This window comes from Shinella kummerowiae (assembly GCF_009827055.1).
GTDB lineage: Bacteria > Pseudomonadota > Alphaproteobacteria > Rhizobiales > Rhizobiaceae > Shinella > Shinella kummerowiae.
On record NZ_WUMK01000003.1, the window covers coordinates 369,284 to 395,310 of the forward strand.

Annotated in this window: 20 protein-coding genes; 1 reads left to right on the forward strand and 19 read right to left on the reverse strand. The window is 63.6% G+C overall.

Annotated elements, in window-relative coordinates:
• Positions 1-18: 18 nt before the first annotated feature.
• The 11 genes from GR138_RS09535 to GR138_RS09585 all read right to left on the reverse strand — a co-directional run bounded on the left by GR138_RS09535 (position 19) and on the right by GR138_RS09585 (position 13,427).
• Entirely contained in the window at positions 19-861 is an 843-nt protein-coding gene (locus GR138_RS09535; RefSeq protein WP_160858734.1) for a class I fructose-bisphosphate aldolase, read from the reverse strand.
• Positions 834-2,582, reverse strand: a complete 1,749-nt coding sequence (locus GR138_RS09540; protein WP_160858736.1) for a glycerol-3-phosphate dehydrogenase/oxidase — start codon at positions 2,580-2,582, stop codon at positions 834-836. The genes GR138_RS09535 and GR138_RS09540 overlap by 28 nt, the downstream gene beginning before the upstream one ends.
• Before the next feature lie 12 nt (positions 2,583-2,594).
• Positions 2,595-3,590 (reverse strand): aldo/keto reductase, encoded by a 996-nt coding sequence (locus GR138_RS09545; RefSeq protein ID WP_160858738.1) that lies wholly within the window; start codon positions 3,588-3,590, stop codon positions 2,595-2,597.
• Positions 3,587-4,594, reverse strand: a complete 1,008-nt coding sequence (locus tag GR138_RS09550; protein ID WP_160858740.1) for a sugar-binding transcriptional regulator — start codon at positions 4,592-4,594, stop codon at positions 3,587-3,589. The genes GR138_RS09545 and GR138_RS09550 overlap by 4 nt, the downstream gene beginning before the upstream one ends.
• Position 4,595: 1 nt before the next feature.
• A complete protein-coding gene (locus GR138_RS09555) occupies positions 4,596-5,585 on the reverse strand; it encodes an ABC transporter permease (RefSeq protein ID WP_160858742.1) in 990 nt (329 codons plus the stop codon).
• A 22-nt stretch (positions 5,586-5,607) separates the two neighbouring features.
• Positions 5,608-7,134 (reverse strand): sugar ABC transporter ATP-binding protein, encoded by a 1,527-nt coding sequence (locus GR138_RS09560; RefSeq protein ID WP_160858744.1) that lies wholly within the window; start codon positions 7,132-7,134, stop codon positions 5,608-5,610.
• A 225-nt stretch (positions 7,135-7,359) separates the two neighbouring features.
• Positions 7,360-8,388: a substrate-binding domain-containing protein gene (locus tag GR138_RS09565; protein WP_160858746.1), complete on the reverse strand. Its 1,029-nt coding sequence runs from the start codon at positions 8,386-8,388 to the stop codon at positions 7,360-7,362.
• A 254-nt stretch (positions 8,389-8,642) separates the two neighbouring features.
• Positions 8,643-9,605, reverse strand: a complete 963-nt coding sequence (gene dmeF / locus GR138_RS09570; RefSeq protein WP_160858748.1) for a CDF family Co(II)/Ni(II) efflux transporter DmeF — start codon at positions 9,603-9,605, stop codon at positions 8,643-8,645.
• Between the two features lie 24 nt (positions 9,606-9,629).
• A complete protein-coding gene (locus tag GR138_RS09575; protein ID WP_160858750.1) occupies positions 9,630-9,902 on the reverse strand; it encodes a metal/formaldehyde-sensitive transcriptional repressor in 273 nt (90 codons plus the stop codon).
• A gap of 175 nt (positions 9,903-10,077) precedes the next feature.
• Positions 10,078-12,519 carry a GcvT family protein gene (locus tag GR138_RS09580; RefSeq protein ID WP_160858752.1) on the reverse strand — a complete coding sequence of 814 codons (2,442 nt, stop codon included), beginning with the start codon at positions 12,517-12,519 and terminating at the stop codon, positions 10,078-10,080.
• A complete protein-coding gene (locus GR138_RS09585) occupies positions 12,516-13,427 on the reverse strand; it encodes a choline/ethanolamine kinase family protein (protein ID WP_160858754.1) in 912 nt (303 codons plus the stop codon). The genes GR138_RS09580 and GR138_RS09585 overlap by 4 nt, the downstream gene beginning before the upstream one ends.
• Positions 13,428-13,647: 220 nt before the next feature.
• On the opposite strand from GR138_RS09585, the gene GR138_RS09590 reads away from it, so the two are divergent.
• On the forward strand, positions 13,648-14,406 hold the full coding sequence (locus tag GR138_RS09590; protein WP_160858756.1) for a DeoR/GlpR family DNA-binding transcription regulator: 759 nt from the start codon (positions 13,648-13,650) through the stop codon (positions 14,404-14,406).
• A 57-nt stretch (positions 14,407-14,463) separates the two neighbouring features.
• Here GR138_RS09590 and GR138_RS09595 read toward each other — a convergent pair whose 3' ends face one another.
• The 8 genes from GR138_RS09595 to GR138_RS09630 all read right to left on the reverse strand — a co-directional run bounded on the left by GR138_RS09595 (position 14,464) and on the right by GR138_RS09630 (position 26,015).
• Positions 14,464-14,697, reverse strand: a complete 234-nt coding sequence (locus GR138_RS09595; RefSeq protein ID WP_160858757.1) for a DUF2171 domain-containing protein — start codon at positions 14,695-14,697, stop codon at positions 14,464-14,466.
• Positions 14,698-14,794: 97 nt separating this feature from the next.
• Positions 14,795-16,594 carry an NAD(P)/FAD-dependent oxidoreductase gene (locus GR138_RS09600; protein WP_160858759.1) on the reverse strand — a complete coding sequence of 600 codons (1,800 nt, stop codon included), beginning with the start codon at positions 16,592-16,594 and terminating at the stop codon, positions 14,795-14,797.
• Between the two features lie 66 nt (positions 16,595-16,660).
• Positions 16,661-17,734, reverse strand: a complete 1,074-nt coding sequence (locus GR138_RS09605) for a 2,3-butanediol dehydrogenase (protein WP_160858761.1) — start codon at positions 17,732-17,734, stop codon at positions 16,661-16,663.
• 161 nt (positions 17,735-17,895) lie between these two features.
• Positions 17,896-19,767 (reverse strand): sigma-54-dependent Fis family transcriptional regulator, encoded by a 1,872-nt coding sequence (locus tag GR138_RS09610; protein ID WP_160858763.1) that lies wholly within the window; start codon positions 19,765-19,767, stop codon positions 17,896-17,898.
• 66 nt (positions 19,768-19,833) lie between these two features.
• The gene (locus tag GR138_RS09615) at positions 19,834-21,777 is read right to left on the reverse strand and encodes a MacB family efflux pump subunit (protein WP_160858765.1); all 1,944 of its coding nucleotides are present in this window, start codon (positions 21,775-21,777) and stop codon (positions 19,834-19,836) included.
• Positions 21,778-21,787: 10 nt separating this feature from the next.
• On the reverse strand, positions 21,788-23,071 hold the full coding sequence (locus GR138_RS09620) for an efflux RND transporter periplasmic adaptor subunit (protein WP_420853633.1): 1,284 nt from the start codon (positions 23,069-23,071) through the stop codon (positions 21,788-21,790).
• Between the two features lie 143 nt (positions 23,072-23,214).
• On the reverse strand, positions 23,215-24,390 hold the full coding sequence (locus tag GR138_RS09625; RefSeq protein WP_160858767.1) for a glycerate kinase family protein: 1,176 nt from the start codon (positions 24,388-24,390) through the stop codon (positions 23,215-23,217).
• A 146-nt stretch (positions 24,391-24,536) separates the two neighbouring features.
• Positions 24,537-26,015: an SLC13 family permease gene (locus GR138_RS09630; RefSeq protein WP_338091060.1), complete on the reverse strand. Its 1,479-nt coding sequence runs from the start codon at positions 26,013-26,015 to the stop codon at positions 24,537-24,539.
• Positions 26,016-26,027: the final 12 nt, after the last annotated feature.

The window sequence follows — 26,027 nt, forward strand, 5'->3', positions numbered from 1 at the left end:
TGGAATTGCTTCAGCGCCTCAACCCTGCTGATACAGCGCGAAGGCTTCCTCGCCGCCCGCATCGTCGTGAATGATCGCCATCAGTCCGCGCACCACGGCGTTCGGATTGGCGTGCTGGTAGATGTTGCGCCCATAGACCATGCCCATTGCGCCCTGCCGCATCAAGGCGGCAGATTTGGCAAACACGGCACCAAGATCCTCCTTGCCGCCGCCACGCACAAGAACCGGGCAACGCGCCGCCTCGACCACCCGGTGAAAATCCTCCGCATTGGTCGTCGGATCCGCCTTGACGATATCGGCGCCCATCTCGCGCGCAAGACGCGTCAGCGTGACGATCTTTTCCGCATCGCCGTCGACCATGTAGCCGCCACGCTCGGTGACGGGCTGCATGACGAGCGGCTCGATCATCAGCGGCATGCCGTACTTCTCGCAGTCGGCGCGCACGCGGGAAATGTTCTGCACGCATTGGCGGAACAGGTCGGGCTCGTCCGGCAGCATGAAAAGGTTGACCACCACGCAGGCCGCATCCATCTGCAATGCACCAATCAGCGGCTCGGCCTCGTTCTGCAGCACGGCCCACATATCGCGATGGCGGATGCGGTTATAGGGGTTGCCCATGTCGATACGCATGACCAGCGCCGGTTTGTCCTTGCCGGGGATATCCTGCAACAGGTCGGCCTGGCCGTAGTTCATCTGGATCGCATCGGGCTTGGCATCGACCAGTGCCTTCACGACGGCCGGCACGTTTTCCAATCCGTCGAGAAAGGATGGCTCGTTGCAAACGCCGTGATCGATCGCCACATCCAGGCAACGGCCGTTGCCGAACAGCCGGTTCATCCGGACCTTGCGGTAGTCTCGCATAATTCACTCCTTTGTTCATTCCTTGCGGAAAGGCTTTGTTCGGTGACGCCGTGGCGCTCACCCATGAGGGTTAGAAAACGGCCGCGCTCTTCGGGGACGCGCTGGGCAGGCCAGCCCTTTTCAGCGGCGAGCACGTCGAGGACGGCCTCGGCCATGGCCAGCGAAAGCTCGCCGGTGATGGCAAGCGTGGTGCGGCGCGTCAGCAGGTCGTCCAGATGTTCGACCGCTTCGGAGCGGATGAGATGGATGAGCTCGCGCACGCTGTAGCCGGCATGCGGCAGCGGGTGATCCGGGGCGGCCGCGATGAAGCGGGCGACATCCTCGGCATCCGTGCCGTAACGCGCGAACAGTAAGGCGGTGCGATCCGCCGAAATGCCGGTCGACGCCGCGAGCGCGCGGACCCAGCCCTTGCCATCCTTCGGAAACACCCGGCCACCGCCAATGGCGCGCTCCGCCGTATCGACGCGACGCGTTACGCCGAGCCGTTCGAGCGCCATGTCGGCCGCCATTTCGCCGAAGGAGCGGAACGTCGTCCACTTGCCGCCGATCATGCACAGCACCGGCGGCGCACCATTCGAGCCTTCGAGCACGGTGCAGAAATGGTCGCGCGGGATGCGCCCGGTGAAACTGTCCTTGCTAGCCGGCAAGGGCCGCACGCCGGCGAACTGGAAGACGATTTCCTCCGGCCGGATTTTTATGCCCGGCAGTACGAAGGCGAGCGATTGCAGGATGTAGTCCCGTTCGTCCGCCTCGCAGCGCACCGTGCCGGGATCGTCAACGCGGATATCCGTCGAGCCGACTAGCACCTTGCCGAGATAGGGAAACAGGATACAGATGCGCCCGTCCTCGTTCTCGTAATAGATCATGTGCCCGTCGAGCATATCGCGCAGGCCGGCACTGTCGATGATCAGGTGCGAGCCCTTGGTGCCCCCCATCAGGGGCGCGGGGCGCGCTTCCTGCGGAAACAGGGCGCCATTGGCGATGTCGATCCAGCCGCCCGTCGCGTTGATGACCAGCCTTGGCTGGATGGCAAGCGTCTCGCCGGACACACGATCGCGCAGCAAGAACTCCCCTGCCCCCATCTGCTCGACCGTCGCATAGTTCAAGGCCTTGGCATTCGCCCCCGCGGAAAGACCATCACCCAACAACTCGATGCCGATGCGCTCCGGGTGGCTGACCCAGGCATCGTAATAGGTGGCGGAATTGCGGATCGCCGGATTGAGCGCCGGCCACTTATCCAGCGTCGCCTTGCGGCCGCGGAACTGGTGTTTTGGCATCAGCGCGCGTTTGCGCGTCAGGAAATCATAGATGCCGAGGCCCGTCTTGATGGCGATGGCGCCCCGGCGGCTGGGGCGGCGGGTGAGGCCAAGGAAACGCACGATGCCGTTGGCAAGCCCGGAAAAGACGTCGAAGATCGGAACGGTCGTCGGCAGCGGCGCGACATAATGGGGGGCGTTGCGCAGCAGTCGGTCGCGCTCGACGAGCGATTCCTGCACCAGGCTGAACTCGCCGTTTTCCAGATACCGCAGACCACCGTGAACCATGCGCGAGAGGGCAGCACTGGCGCCGGAGCAATAGTCGTCCTTCTCGACGAGGAGTACGTTGACGCCCTGCAACGCCAGCTCGCGAAAGACGCTGAGCCCGTTGATGCCGCCGCCGAGGACGCACACGTCCACCTTCGGGCTTCGGCGAAGCCCGTCCATTGTCTCTCTCCGGTTCATGATGGCAGCCTGTTATCCGTCCATGGTGACAAGTTGCGCCGATATGGCAGCATTGATCGCCGCAAGATCGTCTGTCGAAAGCCTGAGCGTGCCCGCCCGCGCATTGTCGAGCGCCTGCGCCGGGTTGCGCGCGCCGCAGAGCGCGAAGGTCACGCCCTCCTGCGCTAGCGTCCAGGCGATCACCACCTGCGCGATGCTGGCGCCGTAGCGCTCCGCGACCGGCCGGATCGCCTCGGAGAAATCCTTGGCCTTCTGCCGGTTGGCGACCGAGAAGCGCGGGTTGCCCTTGCGCTGGTCGTCGCCGGAAAACACACGGTCCGGGCCGATCGTGCCTGACAGCAGGCCGAGTGCCAGCGAGGAATAGCTGAGCGTCGACACACCGTTCTTGATAGTAAGCGGCAGCAGGTCCGCCTCGATCTCACGATCGATCATGCTGAACCGCTCCTGGATCGCATCGAGCGACCCGGTGGCAATATACTGTTCGAGTTCCGACCGGTTGACATTGCTTGCGCCGATCGCGCGGATCTTGCCGGCCTGCTTCAGCTCCTCCAGCGCTGCGACGGTCTCCTCGATCGGCGTCGTCGGGTCCTGCCAGTGGGTGATGTAGAGATCGATATAATCCGTGCCGAGCCGGCGAAGGCTTTCCTCCACCTCGTGGATGATCGAGTCCCGCCCGAGATAGCGATGCACCGGCTTGCCATCCTGGTCGAAGAAATGCTTGCCTTTCTCAGTGTGCCAGACGAGACCGCATTTCGTGGCGATCACCGCCTTATCACGTCGGCCGGCCAGCGCCTTGCCGACGATTTCTTCCGACCTGCCGAGGCCATAGGCCGGCGCCGTATCGATCAGCGTCACGCCGGCATCGAGAGAGGCCTGGATGGCGGCAATCGATTCCGCCTCGTCCGTACCGCCCCACATCCAGCCACCAATCGCCCAGGTGCCGAGGCCGACGGCAGAGGCCTTGACGCCGGAGCGCCCGATGTCACGGGTCAATTGTTCGCCGCTCATGCGGAAAATCCTTCCTGGGATGCAATGTCGAGAATGCGCGCGCCGGTCGCCTCATCGGTGACAAGCGTGTCGAGGTGGTTGCCACGCAGCACGCTGAGAATGGAGCCGGCCTTGTTAAGGCCGCTCGCGACGCCAATCTTCGTCGGGATCGAGGCGAATTCCTCGAGTGTCAGCGAGACCAGCGAGCGATTGAGGCTGTAGTCGCAAACCCGGCCCTCACCATCGAGCAGATGGGCGAGCAGTTCGGCGCTCGCGCCGGAATGCTCGATCGCGTTGCGGTCCTCGCTGGAGGAGGGGTGCAGGTCGTAATAGGTCGAGTCCGTGCTCAGGATCGAGCCGATGCCGACCACCGCCACCTTCGCCTCGCGGCCGCGCTGAAACACATCGGCGACGGACCGCATGTTCATCAGCATCGCGCGCTGCGCGGCATCGTCGGCGAAAAGCGGTGCGTGGATCTGGTAGGAGCGCCCGCCAAGCCGGTCGGCCATCAGCGTCGAGACGTGGTTGACGTCGGTATAGTGTTTGCCCTGCACGCAGCCCGTTGCCGGTATAACCTCGACATCGAAGCGGCGTGCTGCCTGCAGACCGGCCACGACGGCGCTGACGCCCTTGCCGCCGGTGATGCAGATCGTGTCGCCATCGGCGATTTCTTCGAGCAGCAGCCGGGCTGCCGCTTCACCGACCGCTTGCAACGCGGTCTGCGGATTGTCGGAGACCGTCGGCACCACGACGGCGCGGCTGATGCCGCCGAGCGCCAGAAGCCGCTCTTCCATGTCGACCAGCGGCTCCACCGGCGACTTGATCTTGATCTCGACGAGGCCGAGCTGGCGGCCGCGCTTGATGAGGCGGTTGACGGTGGCATGCGAGAGGCCGAGCTGGTCGGCGATCTGCGCCTGCGTCAGGCCTTCCAGGAAGTGCAGCACGAGCGCCTGGTGCATCTGGCGGGCGATCACGATCTCTTCGCGCGGCGCGGTCGTCTTGGGTTTCAGCTTGGCGATCGGCATGTCAGGCAGCCTTCCGCTTGTGCATGAAGTGATCGATGGAGACGGCGGCGAGCAGGATGCAGCCCTTGATCATGTCCTGCCAGTAGACGGAGACATTGAGCAGGATCAGCGAGGATGTGACGACTGAGAGCAATGCAATGCCGAGGATGGCGCCGAGAATGGTGCCCGAGCCGCCGTTGAGCGAGGCCCCGCCGATAACGGCCGCAGCGATGATGTTCAGCTCCATGCCGGCACCGAAGGTGGGCGTGGCGGCCCCGAAGCGGGACATATAGATGACGCCTGCCACACCGGCTAGCGTCGAACACAGCACCGTCACCCAGAATTTCACCTGGTTGGTCTTGATGCCGGAATAGAGCGCGGCCTTCTCGTTGCTGCCGGTGTAGAAGACCTTGCGGAAGGCAGTCGCCCGGCGCAGCAGGAAATCGAACAGCACGACGACGGCGACGAAGATCAGGATGACATAGGGCACGCCGTAAAAGGTGCCCTGCCCCACCGCCTTGAAGCCGGCCGGCAGCGTGAAGAGCGAGAGCGGTGTGCCCTTGGTGATGATGAGGCAGAGGCCGCGCACGATCACCATGGCCGCCAGCGACGTGATGAAGTGGTTGAGCCCGACGACCGTCACGAAGAAGCCCATGGCGCCGCCGATGGCGCTGCTGGCCAGGATGCCGATCAGCGAGGCCGTCCACGGGTCGAGCCCTGCGAGGAACAACGAGCCGGAGAGCACCATCGCGAAGCAGACGACGGAGCCGACCGCGAGATCGATGCCGCCGACGATGAGCAGGATCGTCATGCCGACGACGACGATGCCTTCGACGGAAAAGCTCATCAGCATGGCGCGGAAATTACCGAGCGTCAGGAAGTGCGGCGAGGCGAAGCTCATGACCACGCAGAGCGCAAGGATGATCGCGATCAGCCCGGCCTCGCGCATCGTGCCGAGGCGTTTGAAGGGCGATGTCTTCGGCGCGCCGGCCGTCATCGTGTCGATTGCCATTCCCGTCTCTCCCAGTTTCTTCTCACGCGGCATGGTTCGCCGCCTTTGCCGTGCCCATGCCTGAGGCCAGGCGGATCACGGCCTCCTCCGTCATTTCCTCAGCGCCGAGTTCGCCCGCGATGTGTCCCTCCCGTACGACAAGCACGCGGTCGCAGAGCCCGAGCAGCTCCGGCATTTCCGACGAGATGACGATGATGCCGATGCCCGAGCGCGCAAGATCGCGCAGCAGGCGGTGAATTTCCGTTTTCGCGCCGACATCGATGCCGCGCGTCGGCTCGTCCATCAGGATGACCTTCGGCTTCACCGCCAGCTGCTTGGCGATCGCCACCTTCTGCTGGTTACCGCCGGAGAGCGATTTGACCGGCGCATCGACGCCGCTCATGCGCACCCCCAGCCGCTTTGCGAAATCTTCCGCCAGTGCGGTCTCCGCACGACGTTTCAGCAGACCGGCCGGGTTGGTCAGTGCCTTCAGGTCCAGCACGGAAATGTTCTGCGCGATGGACAGCTCGAGAAAAACGCCGGAGCCCTTGCGGTCCTCGGAAAGGTAGACGATGCCCGCCTTCACGGCGTCGGAATAGGCCTTGATCTTCTGCGTATCGCCATGCAGGCGCACGGTGCCCGCGGTGCACGGCCGGAGCCCGCAGATGCCCTCGGCGATCTCCGTGCGGCCGGAGCCGATAAGGCCGCCGATACCGAGGATTTCGCCCTTGCGCAGTTTGAAGCTGACATTCTGGAAGCGCACATCGTCACCGATGCGGTCCACCTCGAGGATCGTCGCGCCGGGCGCCTCGTCCGCACCGAGTTTGTCCGGATAAAGCTGCGTGATCTCTCGACCCACCATGCGGCGCACCACGTCGTCGGGCGTCACGTCCGCAATGCGATCGGTGCAGACATAGCGCCCGTCGCGAAACACGGTGACCCGGTCGCAGAGGCTGAAAATCTCGGCCATGCGATGGCTGATATAGATGATCGAAATACCGTTCGCCTTGAGGTCACGGATGATCGAGAAGAGCTGCTGCGCCTCGGTTTCGGTCAGCGCTGCGGTCGGCTCGTCCAGGATCAGCACGCGGCAGTCGAGCGTCAGCGCCTTGGCGATCTCGACGAGCTGCTGGCTGGAAATCGGCAGATCGGCGACCTTGCGGCGCACGTCGATGGCGGCAAGCCGGTTCATCACCGCCTGTGCGTCGCGTTCCAGCGCGCGGTAATTCATGAAGGGAGAGCGACGCCGGTTCGTGGCTGCCATGAACATGTTTTCGGCAACCGTCGCATCCGGGCAGAGCGCGATTTCCTGATGCACCAGCCCGATACCGAGCGACTGGGCGGCGGCAGGCGATGCAATGCGCACGGCCTTGCCGTCGACGCGGATTTCGCCCTCGGTCGGCTGCAGCACGCCGGCAATGATGTTCATCAGCGTCGACTTGCCGGCACCGTTTTCGCCGCAGAGTGCATGGACCTCGCCGCGTTCGAGCGTGAAGTCAACGTCGGTCAACGCCTTCACTGCCCCGAAATGCTTGGTCACGCCATGAATGGTGAGCACCGGCTCCGCCATCGTCTTTCCTCTCTTCCCTCGGCTTTCGTCCATGGACACCCCCCTCATTCCCCTGCCGGGACCTTCTCCCCGCTGGGGAGAAGGGGAAGATCGCCGGCATCTCCTTTTCCCTTCTCCCCAACGGGGAGCAGGTGGCCCAAAAGGGCCGGATGAGGGGGCTTGCCGCAGACACTTGCCCATTCTCCCATCCGCGCCTCGCGGCGCGGATGGCGTTCGCTTGGGAGCTTACTCCTCGATGCCCTTGGTGCCGCGACGCTTCAGGTACTTGTCCCAATAAAAGTCGTCGGCATTTTCGGCGGTCACGATCGACAGGCCATTGTCGACGACCGGGATGCTCATCGGGTTGAAGCCCGAGCGCTTGGCGTCGTTCATCGGGTCGATGAGTTCCGGGTGCTTGGCGAGCCACAGCAGCATGAAGCCCATATAACCCTGCATGCCCTGGTTCGGGTTGATCGAGCCGAACACTTCGCCGGCCTTGATCATGTCGAGGATGTTGGCGTTGACGTCCGCGCACATGACGAGGACCTTGCCGCCCGATTCCTTGTTGGCCTGCGCCGCGCCGATGGCGGAGTTGGCTTCCGGCATGAAGACCGCGCCGAGGTTCGGGTTGGCCTGGATCAAGCTCGACAGACCCTGATAGGCCTTGGTCGGATCCTGGTTGGAGGCCGCACGGCCGACCAGCTTCATGTCCGGCCACTTCTCTTCCATGCGGGCGATGAAGGCAGCAATGCGCTTGTCGTGGTTGTCCTGGCCCGGATTTTCGAGCACCGCATATTCGCCCTTGCCACCCATCTTCTCGGCAATCGCGTCGGCCGCATAGGTGCCTTCGCGGGTGTTGTCCGAGGTGATGAAGGACACGCGCTTGGAGAGCGGCGAGTCGGCCGCAAATGTCACGACCGCCGTGCCCTGGTCGATGGCACGGTTGATCGGCTCGATGAACGGGTCGGAGTTCATCGGATGTACGAGGATGCCGGCCGGGTTCTGGGCGAGCGCCTGGTCGAAGGTGGCGATCTGCTTGTTGACGTCATATTCCGGCGTGCCGGTATATTCCGTTTCGCAGCCGAGCTGCTGGCCGGCCTGCTTGAACATTTCATAGACCGGGAACCAGTATTCGACGCCCGAGACCATGACGTTCATGACATATTTTTCGCCCGGCTTGCAGCGGAACGGGTTTTCCGTCTCGGCGGCGGCGGAACCGGCAAAAAGCGTGGCTGCAAGGACCGCCATCGCGGTCGTGCTGAGAAAAGTGCGCAAAAATCCTCCTCGAGGCCGAAGCCCCTCCCAAAAAGCCCGAGGGCGTCGAGATGACGCCGCTGATCGCGTTGAAACCCGAACTTCCTCCTCGAAGTCCGGTATGGGCAGGTAATCGCAAAGCAGACCGCCTGTCAATATAATTCATACGATGAAATATATTTCAGGTTGCAGACATGAAATCAAGGTCACCGGCTGAAATATCTTGCAAGCGAGCACGGATAGCAAGCGACACCCACGGCGTCGCCCCTGCGCCCCTAAGCCGGCTGAACTTCGACGGTCACATGCGAGAGGGCGCCGAGATGGGCCAGGCGCGCCTTGTAAATGGCCGGCGCCTTCGGTTCGGGAGAGACAATGGACACGATCGCCGCATGATGGCCCGGACCAACCTGCCAGACATGGAGATCCGTGATGCGCTCCTGGCCATGCTCCAGCGCCGTGCGGATGCCGTCCACCAGTCCCTCTCCTTGCGGGACCGCATCGACGAGAACCCCGCCGGTCTCGCGGATAAGGCTCCATGACCAGCGCACAATGACGAGCGCGCCGACAACACCCATGGCCGGATCCGCCCAGAGCCAGCCATAGCTGCGGCCAAGCAGAAGGGCGACGATGGCAAGAACCGAGGTCAGCGCATCCGCCAGCACATGCAGATAGGCAGCACGCAGATTGTTGTCACGGCGATGGTGACCATGATCGTGATGATCGTGACCATGGCCGTGGTCATGCGAATGTGCATGGCCGTGTGAATGGTGATGATGCCCGGGGTCGTCGCGTAGCAGCCACGCGCTCAGCAAATTGACGGCGAGGCCGGCGACGGCAACGGCAATCGCCTGCTCGAAGCCGATGGCGACGGGATTTGCAAGCCGCACAAAACTTTCCCAGCCAATGAGGAGCGCGATCAGCGCCAGCACGATGGCACTGGCAAAACCGGCGAGATCGCCAAGCTTGCCCGTACCGAAGGTGAAGCGTGGGTCGCGGGCGTGGCGACGGGCGTAGGAATAGGCAAGGGCTGCGATGAGCATGGCGCCGGCATGGGTCGACATGTGCCAGCCATCCGCCACCAGCGCCATCGAGCCGTACACCGTGCCAGCGACGATTTCCGCCGCCATCATGCCCGACGTCAGCACGATGACGAGCCAGACCTTGCGCTCATTTCTGTGATGATCCGCACCGAGGAAGACGTGGTCATGCGTGCGGTTTGCCGTGGGGTTGGTCGTCATGGTTTGGTCCTTCCGTCTCACCGGCTATTTCAGATAGGTCCTGATGACCTCGATCAGCTCCTCGCCGCCATGGCGACGACCGGCCTCGGTTTCAGCCTCCACCACGTGATGGCGCAGATGATCCTCCATCACCTCTGCGGTCAGACCCGCCAGAGCGCCGCGCACCGACGCGAGCTGACGCAAGATCTCTCCGCATCCCGCCTCGCCTTCCAGCGCGCGTTCGATGCCCTCCATCTGCCCTTTGAGGCGCCGGACACGGGCAATCAGCTTATCTTTCTGGTGGACAGTATGGCTCATGGCAGGCACCGCAATTTATAATATACCCCCCTATACTATATTTCCGATGACCACGACAGGGCATTGAACGTTCATTTCGACGCACGAAAACGAAACCTCGGCCCGGAAGCCGAGGTCGACAAAGATGGATGTGGCAGCCTTCCAAACCTGGAGAGACTTTCCGGCTTTCGGCTGCTCAGGCCTTCACCCGCGCAGCCGTCGGATCATAAAGCGGCTCCAGATGGATTTTCGCCGGTGTGCGTTCCATCGCGACGACCAGTTCGTAGGTGCCTTCTGCAAGAAAGGCATCGTCCACGCCCTCGGCGCGACGCACATAGCCGTAGCCGACATTCTTGCCGAGCGTGTAGCCATAGCCACCGCTTGTGAGATAACCGACCGGCTCGCCGTTCCTCAGGATCGTTTCACGGCCGACCAGCACGATATTCGGGTCATCGACCGTGAAGCCGGCGAACGCCTTCTTGCGCGTCTCGGCCTGTGCGCTTTCCAGCGACCGACGGCCGAGGAAGTCGGTCTCCTTGCGCAGCTTCACCGCCCAGCCGAGGCCGGCATCGAAGGGCGTGTCGTTCGGCGTGATGTCCGAACCCCAGGCGCGATAGCCCTTTTCAAGGCGTAGCGATTCCAGCGCCCGATAGCCGACGGGGCGGATATTGTGGGGGGCGCCCGCCGCCATGAGCGCGTCGAAGACGGCGCCGATGACGCCGATCGGCACGTGCAGTTCCCAGCCGAGTTCGCCGACATAGGTGACGCGCAGCGCCCGGACCGGATGTCCGGCAATGGCGATTTCGCGCACATGGCCGAACGGGAAGTCGGCGTTGGAGACGTCCGCATTGGTCGCCGCAGCGAGCACGTTGCGCGCCTTCGGCCCCATCAGCGAGAGCGTGCCGAATTCTTCCGTCACGTCACGCAACGAGACGTCGAAGCCGGCCGGAACGTGGTCGGCAATCCAGCCGAGGTCATGCGTGCGGAAGCCTGTGCCCGTGACGATGTAGAATTTGTCGTCCGAAAGTCGCGCCACCGTCAGATCCGCCTCGATGCCGCCGCGGCTGTTGAGGAGCTGGGTATAGGTGAGCCGGCCCGCCGGCTTGCCGACATCGTTGGCGCAGATCCAGTCAAGTGCCTTCAGCGCGTCCTGGCCCGTCATCTCGTATTTGGCGAAGGAGGACTGATCGAAGATGCCGACGGCCTCGCGCACATGGCGGTGTTCTTCGCCAACGGCGGCAAACCAGTTCTGCCGGCCCATCGAATAGACGTCTTTCGGCTCGATACCTTTCGGTGCAAACCAGTTCGGGCGCTCCCAGCCGAGTTTCGAGCCGAAGACGGCACCATGCGCCTTCAGGCGCTCATAAAGCGGCGAGACGACGCGCGGGCGGCCGCTTTCGTATTCCTCGTGCGGGAAGCCGATCGTGTAATGTTTGCCATAGGCCTCCAGGGTGCGGTCGAGCACCCATTGGCGGTCCCGGTGCATGCCGGCGAAGCGGCGGATATCGACGACCCAAAGGTCGAGCGGCGCCTCGCCATCGACCACCCATTGCGCCAGCACCCACCCGGCACCACCGCCGGACGCAATACCGAAGGCGTTGAAGCCGGCGCCGACGAACATGTTCCTGCATTCCGGCGCGACACCCAGAATGAAGTTGCCGTCCGGCGTGAAACTCTCCGGCCCGTTGATCATCTGCTTGACGCCGACCGTTTCCAGCGCCGGCACGCGGGCAATCGCCTGCTCCATATGCTGCTCGAAGTGGTCGAAATCGTCGTCGAACAGGCGGAAAGCCCACTCATCGGGCACGTCGCCCGTGGTCCAGGGCTGCGGGTTCGGCTCATAGCCGCCCATCACCAGCCCGCCGACTTCCTCCTTGAAATAGGTGCGCCGGTCGGGATCGCGGATGGTCGGGGCGTCGGTCGACAGGCCGGATATCTTTTCGGTGATGATATATTGGTGCTTGACCGGCTGGAGCGGCACGTTGATGCCCGCCATGGCGCCCACCTGCCGCGCCCACTGGCCGGCGCAGTTGACCACCTTGTCGCAGGCGATGTCGCCGAGCGTGGTGCGCACATGCGTGATGCAGCCATCCTTCATCTCGAAACCGGTGACGCGCACGTTCTCGACGATCTTCGCGCCGTGCATGCGTGCACCCCTCGCAAGCGACTGGGTGATGTCGGAGGGGCTCGCCTGCCCGTCCGTCGGCAGGAAGCTGGCGCCGACGAGATCGCCGACTTCCATCAGGGGCCACATGGTCTTCACCTCCTGCGGCGTCAACAGGTGCATGTCCATGCCAAAACTCTTGGCCGTCGTGGCGAGGCGGCGGTACTCGGTCCAGCGGTCCTGATTGGTGGCAAGGCGCAGGCATCCCGACATCTTCCAGCCCGTGGCAAGGCCCGTTTCGGCCTCGAGGTCCTTATAGAGGTCGACGGAGTATTTCAGGACGCGGGTGATCGACGCCGAAGAGCGCAACTGACCGACGAGACCTGCCGCATGCCAGGTCGAGCCGGAAGTCAGCGTGCCCTGTTCGAGCAGGACGACATCCGCCTTGTGATCACGCGCAAGGTGATAGGCCGTCGAGCAGCCGATGATGCCGCCGCCGATGACAACGATCTCGGCATGGGATGGCAGGGTCATTTGGTTCGTTTCCCGTATGTGGATCTGTAATGGTCGACGGCCTGGTCGAGGCGGCCGAGATTTTCGGTCGTGTAGCCGACATAGTCGGCACCCGGTGCGGTGAGGTGCAGTTCGGAGACCATGCTCCACATCGCCTCGCGCAACAGGGAGGCGCATTGCATGGCAACATGGGAGCGGCGGAGCGCCGCATCCGGCACGCCGCCGAAATAGGCCGCCAGAAAATCATCCGCCTGTTCGGGCGAAAGGCCGGCATTCGACGTCGCACCGGCCAGATCGAACATCGCCGTCGAAAAACCGGCATATTCGAAATCGATCAGCCAGAGCCGTTCACCGTCGTCAAGAATATTGGCCGGCAGGAGATCGTTGTGACCGAAGACGATCGGCAAAGGTGCCTGCGCGGCTTCCAGTTCGTCGGCAAGCACGAGATATCCCGGCAAATGCCGTGTCATGCGGCTGTTGCCGGCCTTGAGCGTGCGGGCATAGTCGCGCACCACATGGAAGGGCCAGAACAGAAACGCCGCGCCGCTGATTTCCGCGGGCATTTCCGTGTGGAAACGCCGCAGCACCTGCGCCACCCGCAGCCGTTCGGCGACGACATCCGCCGCGCCAAAGGTTTTGGCGCCAAGATAGGCCGAGACCATGACGCCCGGCTCGGCAAAATGAACCGCCGGCCCGAATCCCGCCGCATGCGCTGCTCGTGCCGTCATCAGTTCGCGGTCGCGGAAGACATGGTGGAACGGATAATCCCTGCCGAAACGCACGACATGGCGCCCCGCGCCGTCATGGACAAGATAGCTTTCATTGCTGATGCCCCCCTTCAAAGGCGCGATCTCGATGCGTCCGCTCCAACACGGCATGGCCCGGATGCGATCTTCGACCCCGCGGCTGAGCTCGGCATGCCCGTCCATTCATGTCCTCCCGCGCTCCACAGGGCGTGGAGCCGCCTTCGCACGCGGTTCCCGGTTTTTTTCTCTCGACTGCGCGCGCCGTCAATGTCATGCCGGAGGAAAGCGGCTGTCAATCCTCAAATGTGGCTTTTTCTGCTTTTATGACCGTTTTTGAAGTTTTCTTGCCAGCGAGCCCGCAAGGGATTATGAAACAACGGAACGCTTTGCGGGCTCGACGATTATGAACCATTCCAAACGCCACAACGACATTATCCGCCTCCTCCAGCAGGACGGCACGGTGACGATTGCAGACCTTGCAAAAAGGCTCGACGTCTCGCTGGAAACCGTGCGCCGCGATATCAAGCCGCTGACGACAAACGGCACCGTCGTGAAGATGCACGGCGCCGTGGCCCTGCCCTCCATCGTCGGCGAAGCACCTTTCGAAAAGCGCATGCGCGAAAACAGCGAAGCCAAGAAAGCGATAGCGGTGTCGCTGGCCGCGACCATTCGCGACGGCGATTCGATCATGCTCGATACAGGCACGACGACGAGCTACCTTGCCCGCGAGCTTCTCGGTCACCGGCGCCTGACGGTCGTCACCAACTCCTCCGACATCGCGCGCACGCTGTCGACGGTCAACGACAACCGCGTCTACATGGCGGGCGGCGAATTGCGCAGCGATAACGGTGCCGCCTTCGGCATATCGGCGATCGAGTTCATCAGCCACTTCACGGTGGGCCACGCCGTCATCTCGACCGGAGCGATCGATGCGACGATCGGGGTGATGGATTACGATCTCGAGGAGGCGGAATTTGCCCGCGCCGTGGTGGCGCAGGGCCGTCGCGCGATTATCGTCACCGACCATACGAAATTCGGCCGGCAGGGCCTCGTGCGGGTTTGCGAGTTCAGCGCCGTCACGGACCTCTTCACCGACAAGGCGCCTCCGCGCGACGTTGCGGCGGCCCTCAAGACAGCGGGCGTCACCATTACGCTTGCCTGATGCCAGGTGAAAAACGGCCCGGCTATGTCCACCGAGCCGTCTTTATGCTGAAGGATGTCAGTTCATCGTCGACCACTGGCGACGGACTTCTTCCGCATCCTTGTTGAGATGAACATGCGCATCGACGTGATCGACCCAGTCGAGCGGGATGAGATGATGCTGCCCATCCTCGGAATCTCGCCGGGTGAGCTTGATGCGGCTGTCGCCCTCCATATGATCGACGGTGCCAACATGGCCACCATCGGCGGCACGGACTTCCATATGTTCGCGGATTTCGTTTGCAGCGACCATGGATGTTCTCCTTTTCGGTAATGGTTTGCGCGAAGGAAACGCAGGCGATCGACCCGCGGTTCCTTTGCGCGCCATTCCAACCGGTCCAAAGGAGAGGTTACTTCCGGTGATGGACCGCCTGCAGGCCGTAGACCGGAGTCGGCAGACCTTCCATGCGCGCCTTCAATTGCAGTGACAGATACTGCGAATAGTGGCGGGACTGGTGCAGGTTGCCGCCGTGGAACCACAGCGCTTCCTGTTGCGTCGGCTTCCACATGTTGCGCTGCTCGCCCTCCCACGGCCCCGGATCCTTTGGTGTGTCGGACCCCAGGCCCCAGACCTTGCCGACCGTGTCGGCGGTTTCCTGATCGATGAGGTCGGCGACCCAGCCGTTCATCGACCCGTAGCCCGTCGCATAGACGATGACGTCGGCCGGGATTTCCGCGCCGTTCGACAGCTTTATGGCGTTTTCCGTGATCTCCTCGACCTGTCCCGCCGCAAGCTTGACCTTGCCGTCGATGATGAGCTGCGAGGCGCCGATATCGATGTAGTAGCCGGATCCGCGGCGCAGGTACTTCATGAAGAGGCCCGATCCATCGGCACCCCAGTCAAGCTGGAAGCCGGCCTTTTCCAGCGCCGCATAGAACTCCGCATCCCGCTCGCGCATCTTTTCGTAGAGCGGAATCTGGAACGTGTGCATGATGCGGTAGGGAAGCGAGGCGAAAATGAGGTCGGCCTTGGCCGTCGTCATGCCGTTCGCCAGCGCCTGCTCGGAATAGAGAGAGCCGAGGCCGATATCCATCAGCGTATCCGACCGCACGATGTGGGTCGTCGAACGCTGGATCATGGTGACATCGACGCCCGCCTCGTGAAGAGCCGCGCAGATGTCGTGGGCCGAGTTGTTCGAGCCGACCACCACCACCTTTTTGCCCTTGTAGCCATCCGGCCCCGGATGCTGGGACGAGTGATGCTGCTCACCCTCGAAGCGATCCCGGCCCTTGAAGTCCGGAATATTCGCTTTTCCCGACATGCCGGTGGCGAAGACAAGCTGTTTCGGCCGCAACACCACGTCCTCACCGTCGCGATCGACGACGATGGTCCATTCCTTGGCAGCCTCGTCCCAAGTCGCCGACTTGGCGGTGGAACGGGTCCAGTAGTTCAGCTCCATGACCTTGGTGTAGAATTCAAGCCAGTCGCCGATCTTGTCCTTCGGTGCGAAGACCGGCCAGTTCTTCGGAAAATCGATATAGGGCAGGTGATCGTACCAGACAGGATCGTGCAGGCAGAGCGACTTGTAGCGCTTGCGCCAGCTATCGCCCGGCCGATCGTTCTTTTCGAGGATGATCGTCGGCACGCCGAGCTGGCGCAGCCGCGCGCCGAGCGCAATACCGCCCTGCCCGCCGCCGATGATGACGGTATAGGGCTGTTTCTCGTAACCGAGCGTGCGTTCCTCGTCCTCGCGCTCTTCCTTCCAGGTCTTCGCCCCGAGGTTCTGGCCATGTTTTGCGCCGAGCGGCCGGGTGAAGCCGGTTTTCTCCTCGTGGCCCTTGAGCTCTCCCAGCGCCGTCAACAACGTCCAGATGAGGCCGTTCTTGAAGCGCACCAGCCCATAACCGCGCCCGGTCGCCGTTTCGAACGAGATCCAGCTTTCCAGCACGCCGTCGGCCTCGGTCGCCTCCTCGCCGGTCGCCACGCGCCAGTTCGACGGCCTTGCCGCGGCGAGCTGGGCCTGCAGCATATCGCGGACCTGATCGCGGCCCTCGACAGTCTTGAGGTTCCAGGTGAAGGCGACGAGGTCGCGCCAGTAGCATTCCTCCGCGAACAGATTGACGGCGTCGTCGATACGGCCGGCTTCAAGGGCCGCGCCAAACGTATCGAGAAGCGCCTGGGCGCGGGTGGTGGGGGTCTTGTCGAGCATGGTTTCTCCTCCTACTCAGTTCAGAATATCGGGCGGCTCTTCAACCGCCCGGCAAGATGGATGGGTCTATCGGGAAAGGTCGATCAGGATTTTCAGGTGCTTGCCGGCCGGGTCGAGCAACTGATCGAAACCCGCCGTGACGGCCTCGCTAAGCGAGACATATTTGGTGACGATCCGGCTCGCCGGGATCTGGCCGCTGGCGATCAGCCGTGCGACGCGCGGCCAGTAATGGGTTGGATAGGCCCAGGAACCGCGGATATCGATATCCTTGAAGGTAACGTCGAACCAGTTCAGCGGGTTTTCGCCGGGGTGGAGCCCGGTCTGCACGACGACGCCCTGCTTGCGCACGGCATCGGCGCAGTTCTTCAATGCATGTTCGTTGCCGACGCACTCGATGGCGACGTCGCAACCGACATTGCCCTCCGTCTCGGCGCGGATGACGTCGCCAACCTTTTCCGTGTTCGGATTGATCGTGCGCACCTCGCCGAGCGCCTCCCTGGCCAGCGCCAACCGTGTGTCGTTGAGGTCAGAGAGGAAGAGCTGCGAGGCGCCAGCAGCGCGTGCGGCCATGGCGACGAGAATGCCGATCGGCCCGGCGCCGGTGACGAGCACACTGTTGCCGGCCGTCACCCCGCCGCGATCGCAAGCATAGACGGCAACCGCCGTCGGTTCGATGAGTGCCGCCTCCTGATCGGAAAGCGCATCGGGAATGGGCTGGACGTTGTAATCGTTGAGAAGGGCGACCTCAGCCATGCCGCCGGAATGCCAGGACAGGCCGGCGAGTGCGAGATTGGCGCTCAGGTGAAACAGGCCACGATCGGCATAATAGTCCCCTTGGCGCGGCATGATCAGCGGCTGGATCGACACGCGATCACCGGGCTTCACATGGCTGACATCCGCGCCGACCACCTTGACGACGCCACCAAACTCATGGCCGAGGATTTGCGGCCCATACGCCCCGGTAAAGGGATGCGGCACCTTTGGCACGAAGATCGGGCCATAGGCATATTCGTGCAGATCCGTGCCGCAGATACCGCAGAACCTGTTTTCGACGAGCACCTGATCCGGCGCTGGCGCCGACGGCGCCTCGACCTCCTCGATGCGCAGATCCTTGGCGGCGTGAAAGCGCAGTGCCTTCATTGCATTTCCTCCTCCTGTTTCGCAAAGGAAGATCAGCAAGCGGCGTGCCAGACTGGTGGCGGGTCTATTTCACTCGTTATCTCAATGCGTTGCGAGAGTGACGTTTTGGTGAGGGGAGCAAATGCAACAGGCCGCGCGCAACAGGTGTTGCAACCGTTGCATCAGTTCAGACGCTTCAGACGACGGTGGATGGTGGAGCGGTCGACACCCAGCCTTCGTGCAAGTGCCGAAACGTTGTTGCCACAGTTACGGAGCGCCTGGCGCAGGTCGTCGTCATCTTGCGATGTGTCCGTGGTGGATTCGGCAAAGAGGTGTTCCGGCAGGCAGTCAAGATCGATGAGGCCGCCCTCGGACAATGCTGCCGCCACGCGCAACGCATTGGAAAGCTCGCGCAGATTACCCGGCCAGTCATACCCCGACAGTGCGGCCCGCGCTGCCTTGTCGATCCGGTAGATCTCACCGTTTTCCTTTTCAATGCGGCTGAGAAGCTGGTCGATCAGCCAGCCGAGATCTTCCCGCTCGCGCAGGGCCGGCAGAGCGAGCGTCGCGGCATTCAGGCGATAATAGAGGTCCTGCCGGAAGCGCCCTTCCTTCACCAGTTCCGCCAGATCTCGGTGGGATGCCGAGAGCACGCGCAGGCGGACCGGCCGCGCCTTCAGCGCGCCGACCGGCTGTACTTCATTTTCCGAGAGCACACGCAGCAGCCGGCTTTGCAGGGCAAGCGGCATGTCGCCGATCTCGTCAAGGAACAGTGTGCCGCCATTCGCCTCCTCGATCAGGCCGCGCTTGCCCTTCTGGCTGGCGCCGGTAAAGGCGCCCGGCGTGTAGCCGAAGAGTTCGGATTCGATGAGGTGTTCCGGGACCGCCGCGCAATTGACAGCGACGAAATTGCCCTCGCCGCCACAACCATCATGGATCGCCCGCGCCAGATATTCCTTGCCGCTGCCCGTTTCGCCCTGGATGAGGATCGGGATATTTTTCGCGGCCAGCTTCGCTGCGCGGGCCAACATTCTTTCCATCGCGGCATCGCCGCGGCTGAGGTCGCGCAGTGCCCGCGGCACGCGTGGTTCAGGCGTGGCGGGTGAGCGCAGATTGACGGCGGGCGCAATGGCACTGGCAAACAGCACGAGGCCGTTGCGCGCCCGCAGCAGCCTTTCGCCGTTCGGCCGTCCGCGCATGAAGCGTGGCAGGTCGTCGACATCGATATCGAAAACCTGCGAAATCGACTGTCCCAGGACATCACGCGTCGAAAGCCCGCCGAGATCCATCGCCCGGGCGAGCGCGCCAAACCCGCCATGGGTCATGCCGGTGATACGGCCGCTGCCATCGAGCGCAATGGCAGCATCCGGATCGACGTCAAGGAATTCCGGCGAGCGGGCAAGGCGCAGCACCCAGTCGTTGCGGGTGCGGGTCATCAGGTTGGCAAGCTCGATACGCCGCGTCGTGGAGGCAACCAGATGCAGCGCGAGCTGCTGGCTGGCCTTGGCGGTCGGTGAACGGAGCTGGGAAATGTCGAGCACGGCGGTGAGACTGCCCAGCGTGTCGAAGATGGGCGCTGCGGTGCAGGTCAGCCCGATATGGCTGGTGTCGAAATGATCGTCCTGATGGATGATGACCGGTTCGCCGGAAACGAGGCAGGCACCGACCGCGCAGGTACCCGCCCGGTTTTCCGACCATTCCGAACCGAGATAGAGCCCGGCACGGCGCAATTGATTGTCGAAGGTGGGATCGCCCATGAAATCGACGGTCACGCCACGGGCGTCCGACAGGAGCAGGACGTAGTTCTGCTCGGCAATCTGATTGAACAGCGTCTCAAGACCGGAGCGGCCGATGCGGATGAGTTCTTCCGCCTGCTCGCGATGTTCGCGCAGCTTCAGTTCCGGAACGATATAGGCTTCCTGCGCGATCGTCGGATCGAGCTTGTAATCGTTGAGACAGCGCAGCCAGGACTGGACGACGGGCGCATCGCGCGGGCTGACCGCGCCCATGCCGACGCGCTCGATCTCCCGTATGTGCGACAATGTCGACACCATCCAGATATCCTCCCGCGCCTATGGTGGCACAGGAGACGGTCTCCGACAATCCACTCAATCGGCCACTCAATCCGCGCCAAGCGCCACGGCCGGTTGAAGACGCGAGGCGTTGCGGGCCGGCAGGTAACCGAAGACAAGGCCGGTCAGGAACGAGCAGGCGAAGGCGAGTGCGACGGGGCCGACAGTGAAGCTCACCGGCAGACCGAATGCCTGCGCAAGCCCGCCGACGGACAGGCCCAGCACCACGCCGATGGCGCCGCCGATCGCCGAGACGACGAGCGCCTCGATGAGGAACTGCAACAGGATGTCCCGCTGGCGTGCACCCGTCGCCATGCGCACGCCTATCTCGCGCGTTCGTTCGCGCACGCTTACCAGCATGATGTTCATCACGCCGATGCCGCCGACGAGCAGCGAGATGGCGGCGACCGAACCGAGGAAGAGCTTCATCGTGTTCGAGGTTTCGGTAAACGCCTCGCGCACCGAGGACATGTTGGTGATCTGCGTGTCCTGGGCCTTGTGGCGCTCGTTGAGCAGCGCCTGGATGGCGTCCTGCGTCAGGTCGATCGCCGAGGCATCCGCAACCTGCACGGTGATGGTGCGCACGTTGCGCTGGCCGAATATCCGCATGCCGCCAGTGGAAAGCGGCACGAGGATGACATCGTCCTGGTCGTTGCCGCCGGCACTCGCCCCCTTCTCGCTCATCACGCCGATCACCTGGAAGGGAATCTTGTTGACCAGCACATACTGGCCGAGCGGATTGCCGCCGTCGGGAAACAGCGTCTTTGCCACCGTCTGGCCGAGCACGGTGACCGGCGCATAGGTGTCCATGTCGTCCGCATTGATGAACTCGCCCGAAGCGACCGCCCAGTTCTTGGCGCGCGGAAACTGCGGCACCGTGCCGTTTGCCGTGGTCTGGTAGTCGATATTGCCGTGGCGCAGCGTCACCGTGCTCGTCATTTCCGGCACCGCGAACGTGACATTCGGCACCTCGAGGATCGCATCGGCATCCGCGGGAATAAGCGTCACCGGGATGCCGCCGCTGGCGCCGCGGAAATTCGCCATGCTGGGCCGCACCAGAAGCAGGTCCGACCCCATCGAGGAGATGCGGTCAAGCACGGAGTTCTGCGCGCCTGTGCCGATGGCCAGCATGGCAACCACCGAGCCGACACCGATGACGATGCCAAGCAGGGTCAGAATGGTGCGGAACAGGTTGGCATGCAGGGCCCGGATCGCCATTTTGATCGCTTCGGAAACATCGGCAATCGCGGCCGAGCCTTCCTTCACGGCCCTTTGCAGGCCTGCCGCCGCCGTCGAGGATGGGCGCGGCTTGCGGGCGCGGTCAGAGGTGATGCGGCCGTCGCGGATCTCGATCAGCCGGTCGGCGGCTTCCGCCACCTCGCGCGAATGGGTGATGAGGATGATCGTATGGCCGTCCTGGTGCATCCTGCGTAGCAGGGCCATCACCTCCTCGCCACTCTGGCTGTCGAGCGCGCCGGTAGGCTCGTCGGCGAGGATGACGCGGCCGCCATTCATCAGCGCGCGGGCGATCGACACGCGCTGCTGCTGGCCGCCGGAAAGCTGGTTCGGCCGATGGTCGAGCCGGTCGCCAAGCTTCAGCGACGAAAGCAGCATGTCCGCCCGCTCCTGCCGGTCGCGCGCCGAAATGCCGGCATAGATTGCCGGCACCTCGACATTTTCGCGCGCACTCGCCGTCGGAATAAGGTTGTAGCTCTGGAACACGAAGCCGAAGGTGCGGCGGCGCAGCGCCGCCAGGTCGTCCGTTTCGAAATCGGAAACCGGCTCGCCGTCGATGAGATAGGTGCCGGTGGTCGGCTGGTCGAGACAGCCGAGAATGTTCATCAACGTCGATTTGCCGGAACCGGACTGGCCGATGATCGCGACGAACTCGCCGGCTTCGATGTCCAGCGAGACGCCGTGCAGCACCTCCACGGCGAAACCGTCGTTGAAATAGGTTTTCGTGACGTCCTTGAGCGATATGAGCGCCGTCATGGCAGCCTCCTCAGAACATCGGCGGCATGCGCATGTTGCGCCGCGAACCGCGGTTGCTCGCAGCACTGCCGTCGGCATCGCCAGACCCGACGACGACCCGGTCGCCTTCGGCAAGGCCGCTTTTCACCTCGACGCTGACGCGGTTGCGAATGCCGGTCTCGACGTCGCGCACCTCGTTGCCACCGGACGCCGTGACGACCGTCACCTGCGCCTTGCCGTCGCCGCGCTTCATCGTCACGGCCCCGCTCGGCACAACCAGCACGTCACGCGCGGCCGCCTGCACGAAGAATACCTGTGCACTCATCGAGATCATCAGCTCACCGTCCGCGTTCGGCACATCGAACAGCGCATTATAGAGCACGACATTGTTTTCGACCGTCGGCGACGGCTCGACCTGCCGCAGCTTGCCCGTGAAGCGCTTTCCCGGCTGGCCGAGCAACGTGAAATAGGCCTCCATGCCGACCTTGAGGCGCCCAACATCCGCTTCCGAGACTTCGGCGCGTACCGTCATGGTCGAGAGATCGCCGATCGTGACGATGGTCGGCGCCGTCTGGCTGGCGTTCAGCGTCTGGCCTTCCTTCACCGGATTGGCGACGATGGTGCCGGCCATGGGCGCATAGATCTTCGTATAGCCGAGATCGACCTCGTCGCCGGCGAGCGTCGCCTGCTGCTTGCGGATCTGCGCCTCGGTCGCGTTGACGTCCGCCTCTGCTGCTGCCAGATCGGCGACAGCCTGATCAAGCGCCTGCTGGGCGGCGGCATTGCCGGCAACGAGGTTGCGCTGACGGGCGATATTCGCCTGCTTGAAGACGAGCTGCGCCTTCTTGGACTGGAGCTGCGCCTGGAGGTTGGCGAGCTCCGCCCGGTTGATCTCGATACGGTTCTCGATGGTCGCCGGGTCGATCTCGGCGATCAGTTGGTCCTTTTTTACCGCATCACCGATCTCGACATGCATCGCCTTGAGCTGGCCGGAAACCTGCGCGCCGGCATCGACCGACTTCACGGCCTCCAGCGTGCCGACCGCCGTCACCGCATTTTCGATGTCGCCGCGCGTAACCGCCTGCGTGATGATCGCCGTCGTCGTTTCAGCCGGCGCATAGGCGCGCCAGCCATAATAACCGACGCCGGCGACAAGGGCGATGACGGGAAGCCAGATCCAGGCACGCGACCGTCGCTTGCGCCGCGCGGGCGGGGTCGCGCCCGGCATGAAGGTCACATTGGCGTGACCACCCTCTTCGCCGGGCGTCGCGTCTGCTTTCGGTCGTGCGGTCTTGGTCATCGGTGTTTCTCGGATCGAGGTCATGCCTCTGCCGTCCCTTTGATAAACATGTGACACCGCCCACCCCGAAGTTGAAGCCCTTGGGATCATTATATTTTCGTAATGTTCCCTTCGATGGCTGCACCGCCCCTCCACCGGGCGGCGCAAGGCCACCGCTTTCAAGCCGCTTTTTCCAGCCGATTTCGCAGGCTCATACCGACCATAACCATGCGGGCGGCGTCTTCGGCCGCGTGGGCCAGCAGTTTTGGTGCGGATGAAATCGCATCCTCCAGCGAGCAGGGCCGGCTGAGGATGGAGGCGAAGGCGTCGATGCCATGTTCGAAATTGAGCCGCACGCCCTCGCCGATCGTCCCGGCCAGCGCGATGACGGGAACGCCCGCGCGTTTCGCACGATGCGCCACCTCTGCCGGGACCTTGCCAAAGGGTGTCTGGCCGTCGAGGCTGCCTTCCGCGGTGATGACGAGATCCGCCTCCTCTATGAAGCGGTCGAGTTCCAGATATTGCATGACGATGTCGTAGCGGGAATGCAGCTTGCCGCCGAGCAGGCCGAGAATGGCGGCGCCAAGCCCGCCCGACGCCCCCGAACCGGGCGCCATGCCAACCTCTGCGCCTGTCGCGCGCAAGATGCCTGCTGCGTAGGTTTCCATCGCCGCGGCAAGAACCTCCACCTGCTCCGGCGTCGCACCCTTCTGGGGGCCGAAGACCCGGGCGACGCCGCGCTCGCCGAGCAGCACATTGTGCCAGTTGACGGCGGCATCAATACGAACACTGTCGAGGCGTGGATCGCGGCCGGACAGGTCGATGGCGGCGAGATCGGTGAGCGCTGCGCCGCCACGCGGCAGAAGGTCGCCTTCGTTGTCGAGAAGCCGGATGCCCAGTGCCTCGGCCATGCCGGCGCCGCCGTCGTTGATGCCGCTGTCGCCGCAGCCGAGCAGGATGCGGCGCGCACCGTGATCGAGTGCCGCACGGACGAGTTCGCCGACGCCGTGGCTCGTCGTCAGGCATGGGTTGCGCTTGCTGCGGGGAACAAGGCTGAGCCCAGCGGCGGCAGCCATCTCAATGACGGCGGTCGGCTCGCTGCACCCGCCGAGAAAACCGAAATGCGCCTCGACCGGATCGTTGACGGGGCCGGTTACCGTCAGATGATGAAGCGTGCCGCCGGTCGCCTTGACGAGGGCCCTGGTGAACCCCTCTCCGCCATCGGCCATCGGCGCCTTCAGCACTATGGCGTCGGGAAACGCCCGGCGCACGCCCTTTTCGATGCAATCGGCGGCTTCGTCCGCCGAGAGGCTTTCCTTGAAACCGGAGGGGGCGACTAGAACCGTGAAAGACATGGATCGTTCCTTTTCCACTGTGACAATGCTGTGACAGAGGAGGAACGGGGCGCTGCGACTTCTATTCCGCCAAAGGCGAAGAAAACTTAGCCGGATAAATAAAAAAGGCCGCCAGCGGCGACCTCTTTGCCTCGTTTTCCGGCGGCTCAGCGCAGCGGCAGACCTTGCAAAGGCCAGACCAGCGTGGCGAAGACCAGAAGCAGGGCGATAAACGGCACGATCAGAAAGCCGGCAAGCCGGAACAGATCGGCCTGGGCGAAGGGTGGAGGATCCATGGCGCCGAACAGGGCGACCGGCTTGGCGGATACAATCAGCGTTTGGCAGAAGCCGCTCGCCAGCGTCACCACCATCACCAGATTGAGCGGATCGACACCGAGGCCGGCCAGCGGCAAGGCAAGGGCGGGGATGAGCACCGTTGCCCGCGCCGTGCGGGATGTGATGACGAGGTGGGAGAGCGTCGCCACGATGGCGGCAAAGCCCACGACGACGGCAGGCCAGACGGCCTTGCCCTGGCCCAAAAGCCCGACCAGACGGTCGGCCATCACCTTCGCCGTGCCGGTTTCAAGCAGCGCGTCGCCGATGACGAGCGTGCCGGCGAGAAACAGCAACAGGTTCCATTCCACGCCCTTCAGCGCCGTCTTGAGCGAAAGGCCGGAAACCCGCTCGGTCGCCAGCACGAGGGCGGCGGCAATGCCGGTCAGCGCCATGCCGATGCCATGAAGCGGCTGGGTCGCGAAAAGCAGAACCATCACGCCGGCAATGGCGAGCACCGTCCATTGTTGCCGTGTGACCGGTGCCGGGGCGTCGTCCTGCCGACGCTGCGCAAGCACGATCGCCCGCTCTTCACGCGTCAGGAAGACATGCAGCAGGACGGCGCAGGCGAGCAGGCAGCAAAGGAGCGAAAACGGGCCGGCGAGCGCAATCCAGGCCAGGAACCCAGGCCCCTCGCCGCGTGTACGCTCCATCATGTCGGCAGCCACGAGATGAGCGCCGGCGCCGATCAGCGAGGCACCGGCGGATAGCAGAATGATCGACGGGAAAAGAAGCGCCAGTGCCCGGTTGATCCGTGCGTTGGCGATCGCTGCCGAAAGGCCGAGATAGACCGGCGCCAATATGGCCGCGCGCGCGGAGGTCGAGGGGATGATGAAGGCGGTGGTGAAGATCAGGAGCGTGAGCGCCCAGAACAGGCTCTGCACGGTGTTGATGCGGCTGAGCAGACGGCCGATGACCTGTTCGACCACGCCGACCTGCCGCAGCACGGCCGCCACGACGAACGCCGCCAGCATCAGCCAGACAATCTCGTTGCCGAGGGAGCGATAGAGCACATCCTCGTCGATCGCACCCATGACCGGCAGGATGGCCGCGCCGGCGAGCGCCACGGGTGTGTCCGGCAGGTCGAGGATGGTCCAGGCGGTGATCGCGGCGACAAAGACCGCAAGCGTGAGCCGCATCGGCAGGGTGAGGCCATCGATCGCCAGAAAGATCAGCATGGCGCTGAAGGCGAGGACGATCCCCGCGATGATCTGCCTCACACGAACAAGCGGCATGCTTGGTTCGAGCGTTGCGGAGGATACCCCACGCCGGTTGGCGTGGAGCGCGGGAGGGGCGATTGCGTAAAGGGTCACGATGCCCTCCTT

Coding starts and splice junctions, on each gene's coding strand:
- GR138_RS09535 (WP_160858734.1), bottom strand. CDS start 861: ATGCGAGACTACCGCAAGGTCCGGATGAACCGGCTGTTCGGCAACGGC.
- GR138_RS09540 (WP_160858736.1), bottom strand. CDS start 2,582: ATGAACCGGAGAGAGACAATGGACGGGCTTCGCCGAAGCCCGAAGGTG.
- GR138_RS09545 (WP_160858738.1), bottom strand. CDS start 3,590: ATGAGCGGCGAACAATTGACCCGTGACATCGGGCGCTCCGGCGTCAAG.
- GR138_RS09550 (WP_160858740.1), bottom strand. CDS start 4,594: ATGCCGATCGCCAAGCTGAAACCCAAGACGACCGCGCCGCGCGAAGAG.
- GR138_RS09555 (WP_160858742.1), bottom strand. CDS start 5,585: ATGGCAATCGACACGATGACGGCCGGCGCGCCGAAGACATCGCCCTTC.
- GR138_RS09560 (WP_160858744.1), bottom strand. CDS start 7,134: ATGGCGGAGCCGGTGCTCACCATTCATGGCGTGACCAAGCATTTCGGG.
- dmeF (WP_160858748.1), bottom strand. CDS start 9,605: ATGACGACCAACCCCACGGCAAACCGCACGCATGACCACGTCTTCCTC.
- GR138_RS09575 (WP_160858750.1), bottom strand. CDS start 9,902: ATGAGCCATACTGTCCACCAGAAAGATAAGCTGATTGCCCGTGTCCGG.
- GR138_RS09580 (WP_160858752.1), bottom strand. CDS start 12,519: ATGACCCTGCCATCCCATGCCGAGATCGTTGTCATCGGCGGCGGCATC.
- GR138_RS09585 (WP_160858754.1), bottom strand. CDS start 13,427: ATGGACGGGCATGCCGAGCTCAGCCGCGGGGTCGAAGATCGCATCCGG.
- GR138_RS09590 (WP_160858756.1), top strand. CDS start 13,648: ATGAACCATTCCAAACGCCACAACGACATTATCCGCCTCCTCCAGCAG.
- GR138_RS09595 (WP_160858757.1), bottom strand. CDS start 14,697: ATGGTCGCTGCAAACGAAATCCGCGAACATATGGAAGTCCGTGCCGCC.
- GR138_RS09600 (WP_160858759.1), bottom strand. CDS start 16,594: ATGCTCGACAAGACCCCCACCACCCGCGCCCAGGCGCTTCTCGATACG.
- GR138_RS09605 (WP_160858761.1), bottom strand. CDS start 17,734: ATGAAGGCACTGCGCTTTCACGCCGCCAAGGATCTGCGCATCGAGGAG.
- GR138_RS09610 (WP_160858763.1), bottom strand. CDS start 19,767: ATGGTGTCGACATTGTCGCACATACGGGAGATCGAGCGCGTCGGCATG.
- GR138_RS09615 (WP_160858765.1), bottom strand. CDS start 21,777: ATGACGGCGCTCATATCGCTCAAGGACGTCACGAAAACCTATTTCAAC.
- GR138_RS09625 (WP_160858767.1), bottom strand. CDS start 24,390: ATGTCTTTCACGGTTCTAGTCGCCCCCTCCGGTTTCAAGGAAAGCCTC.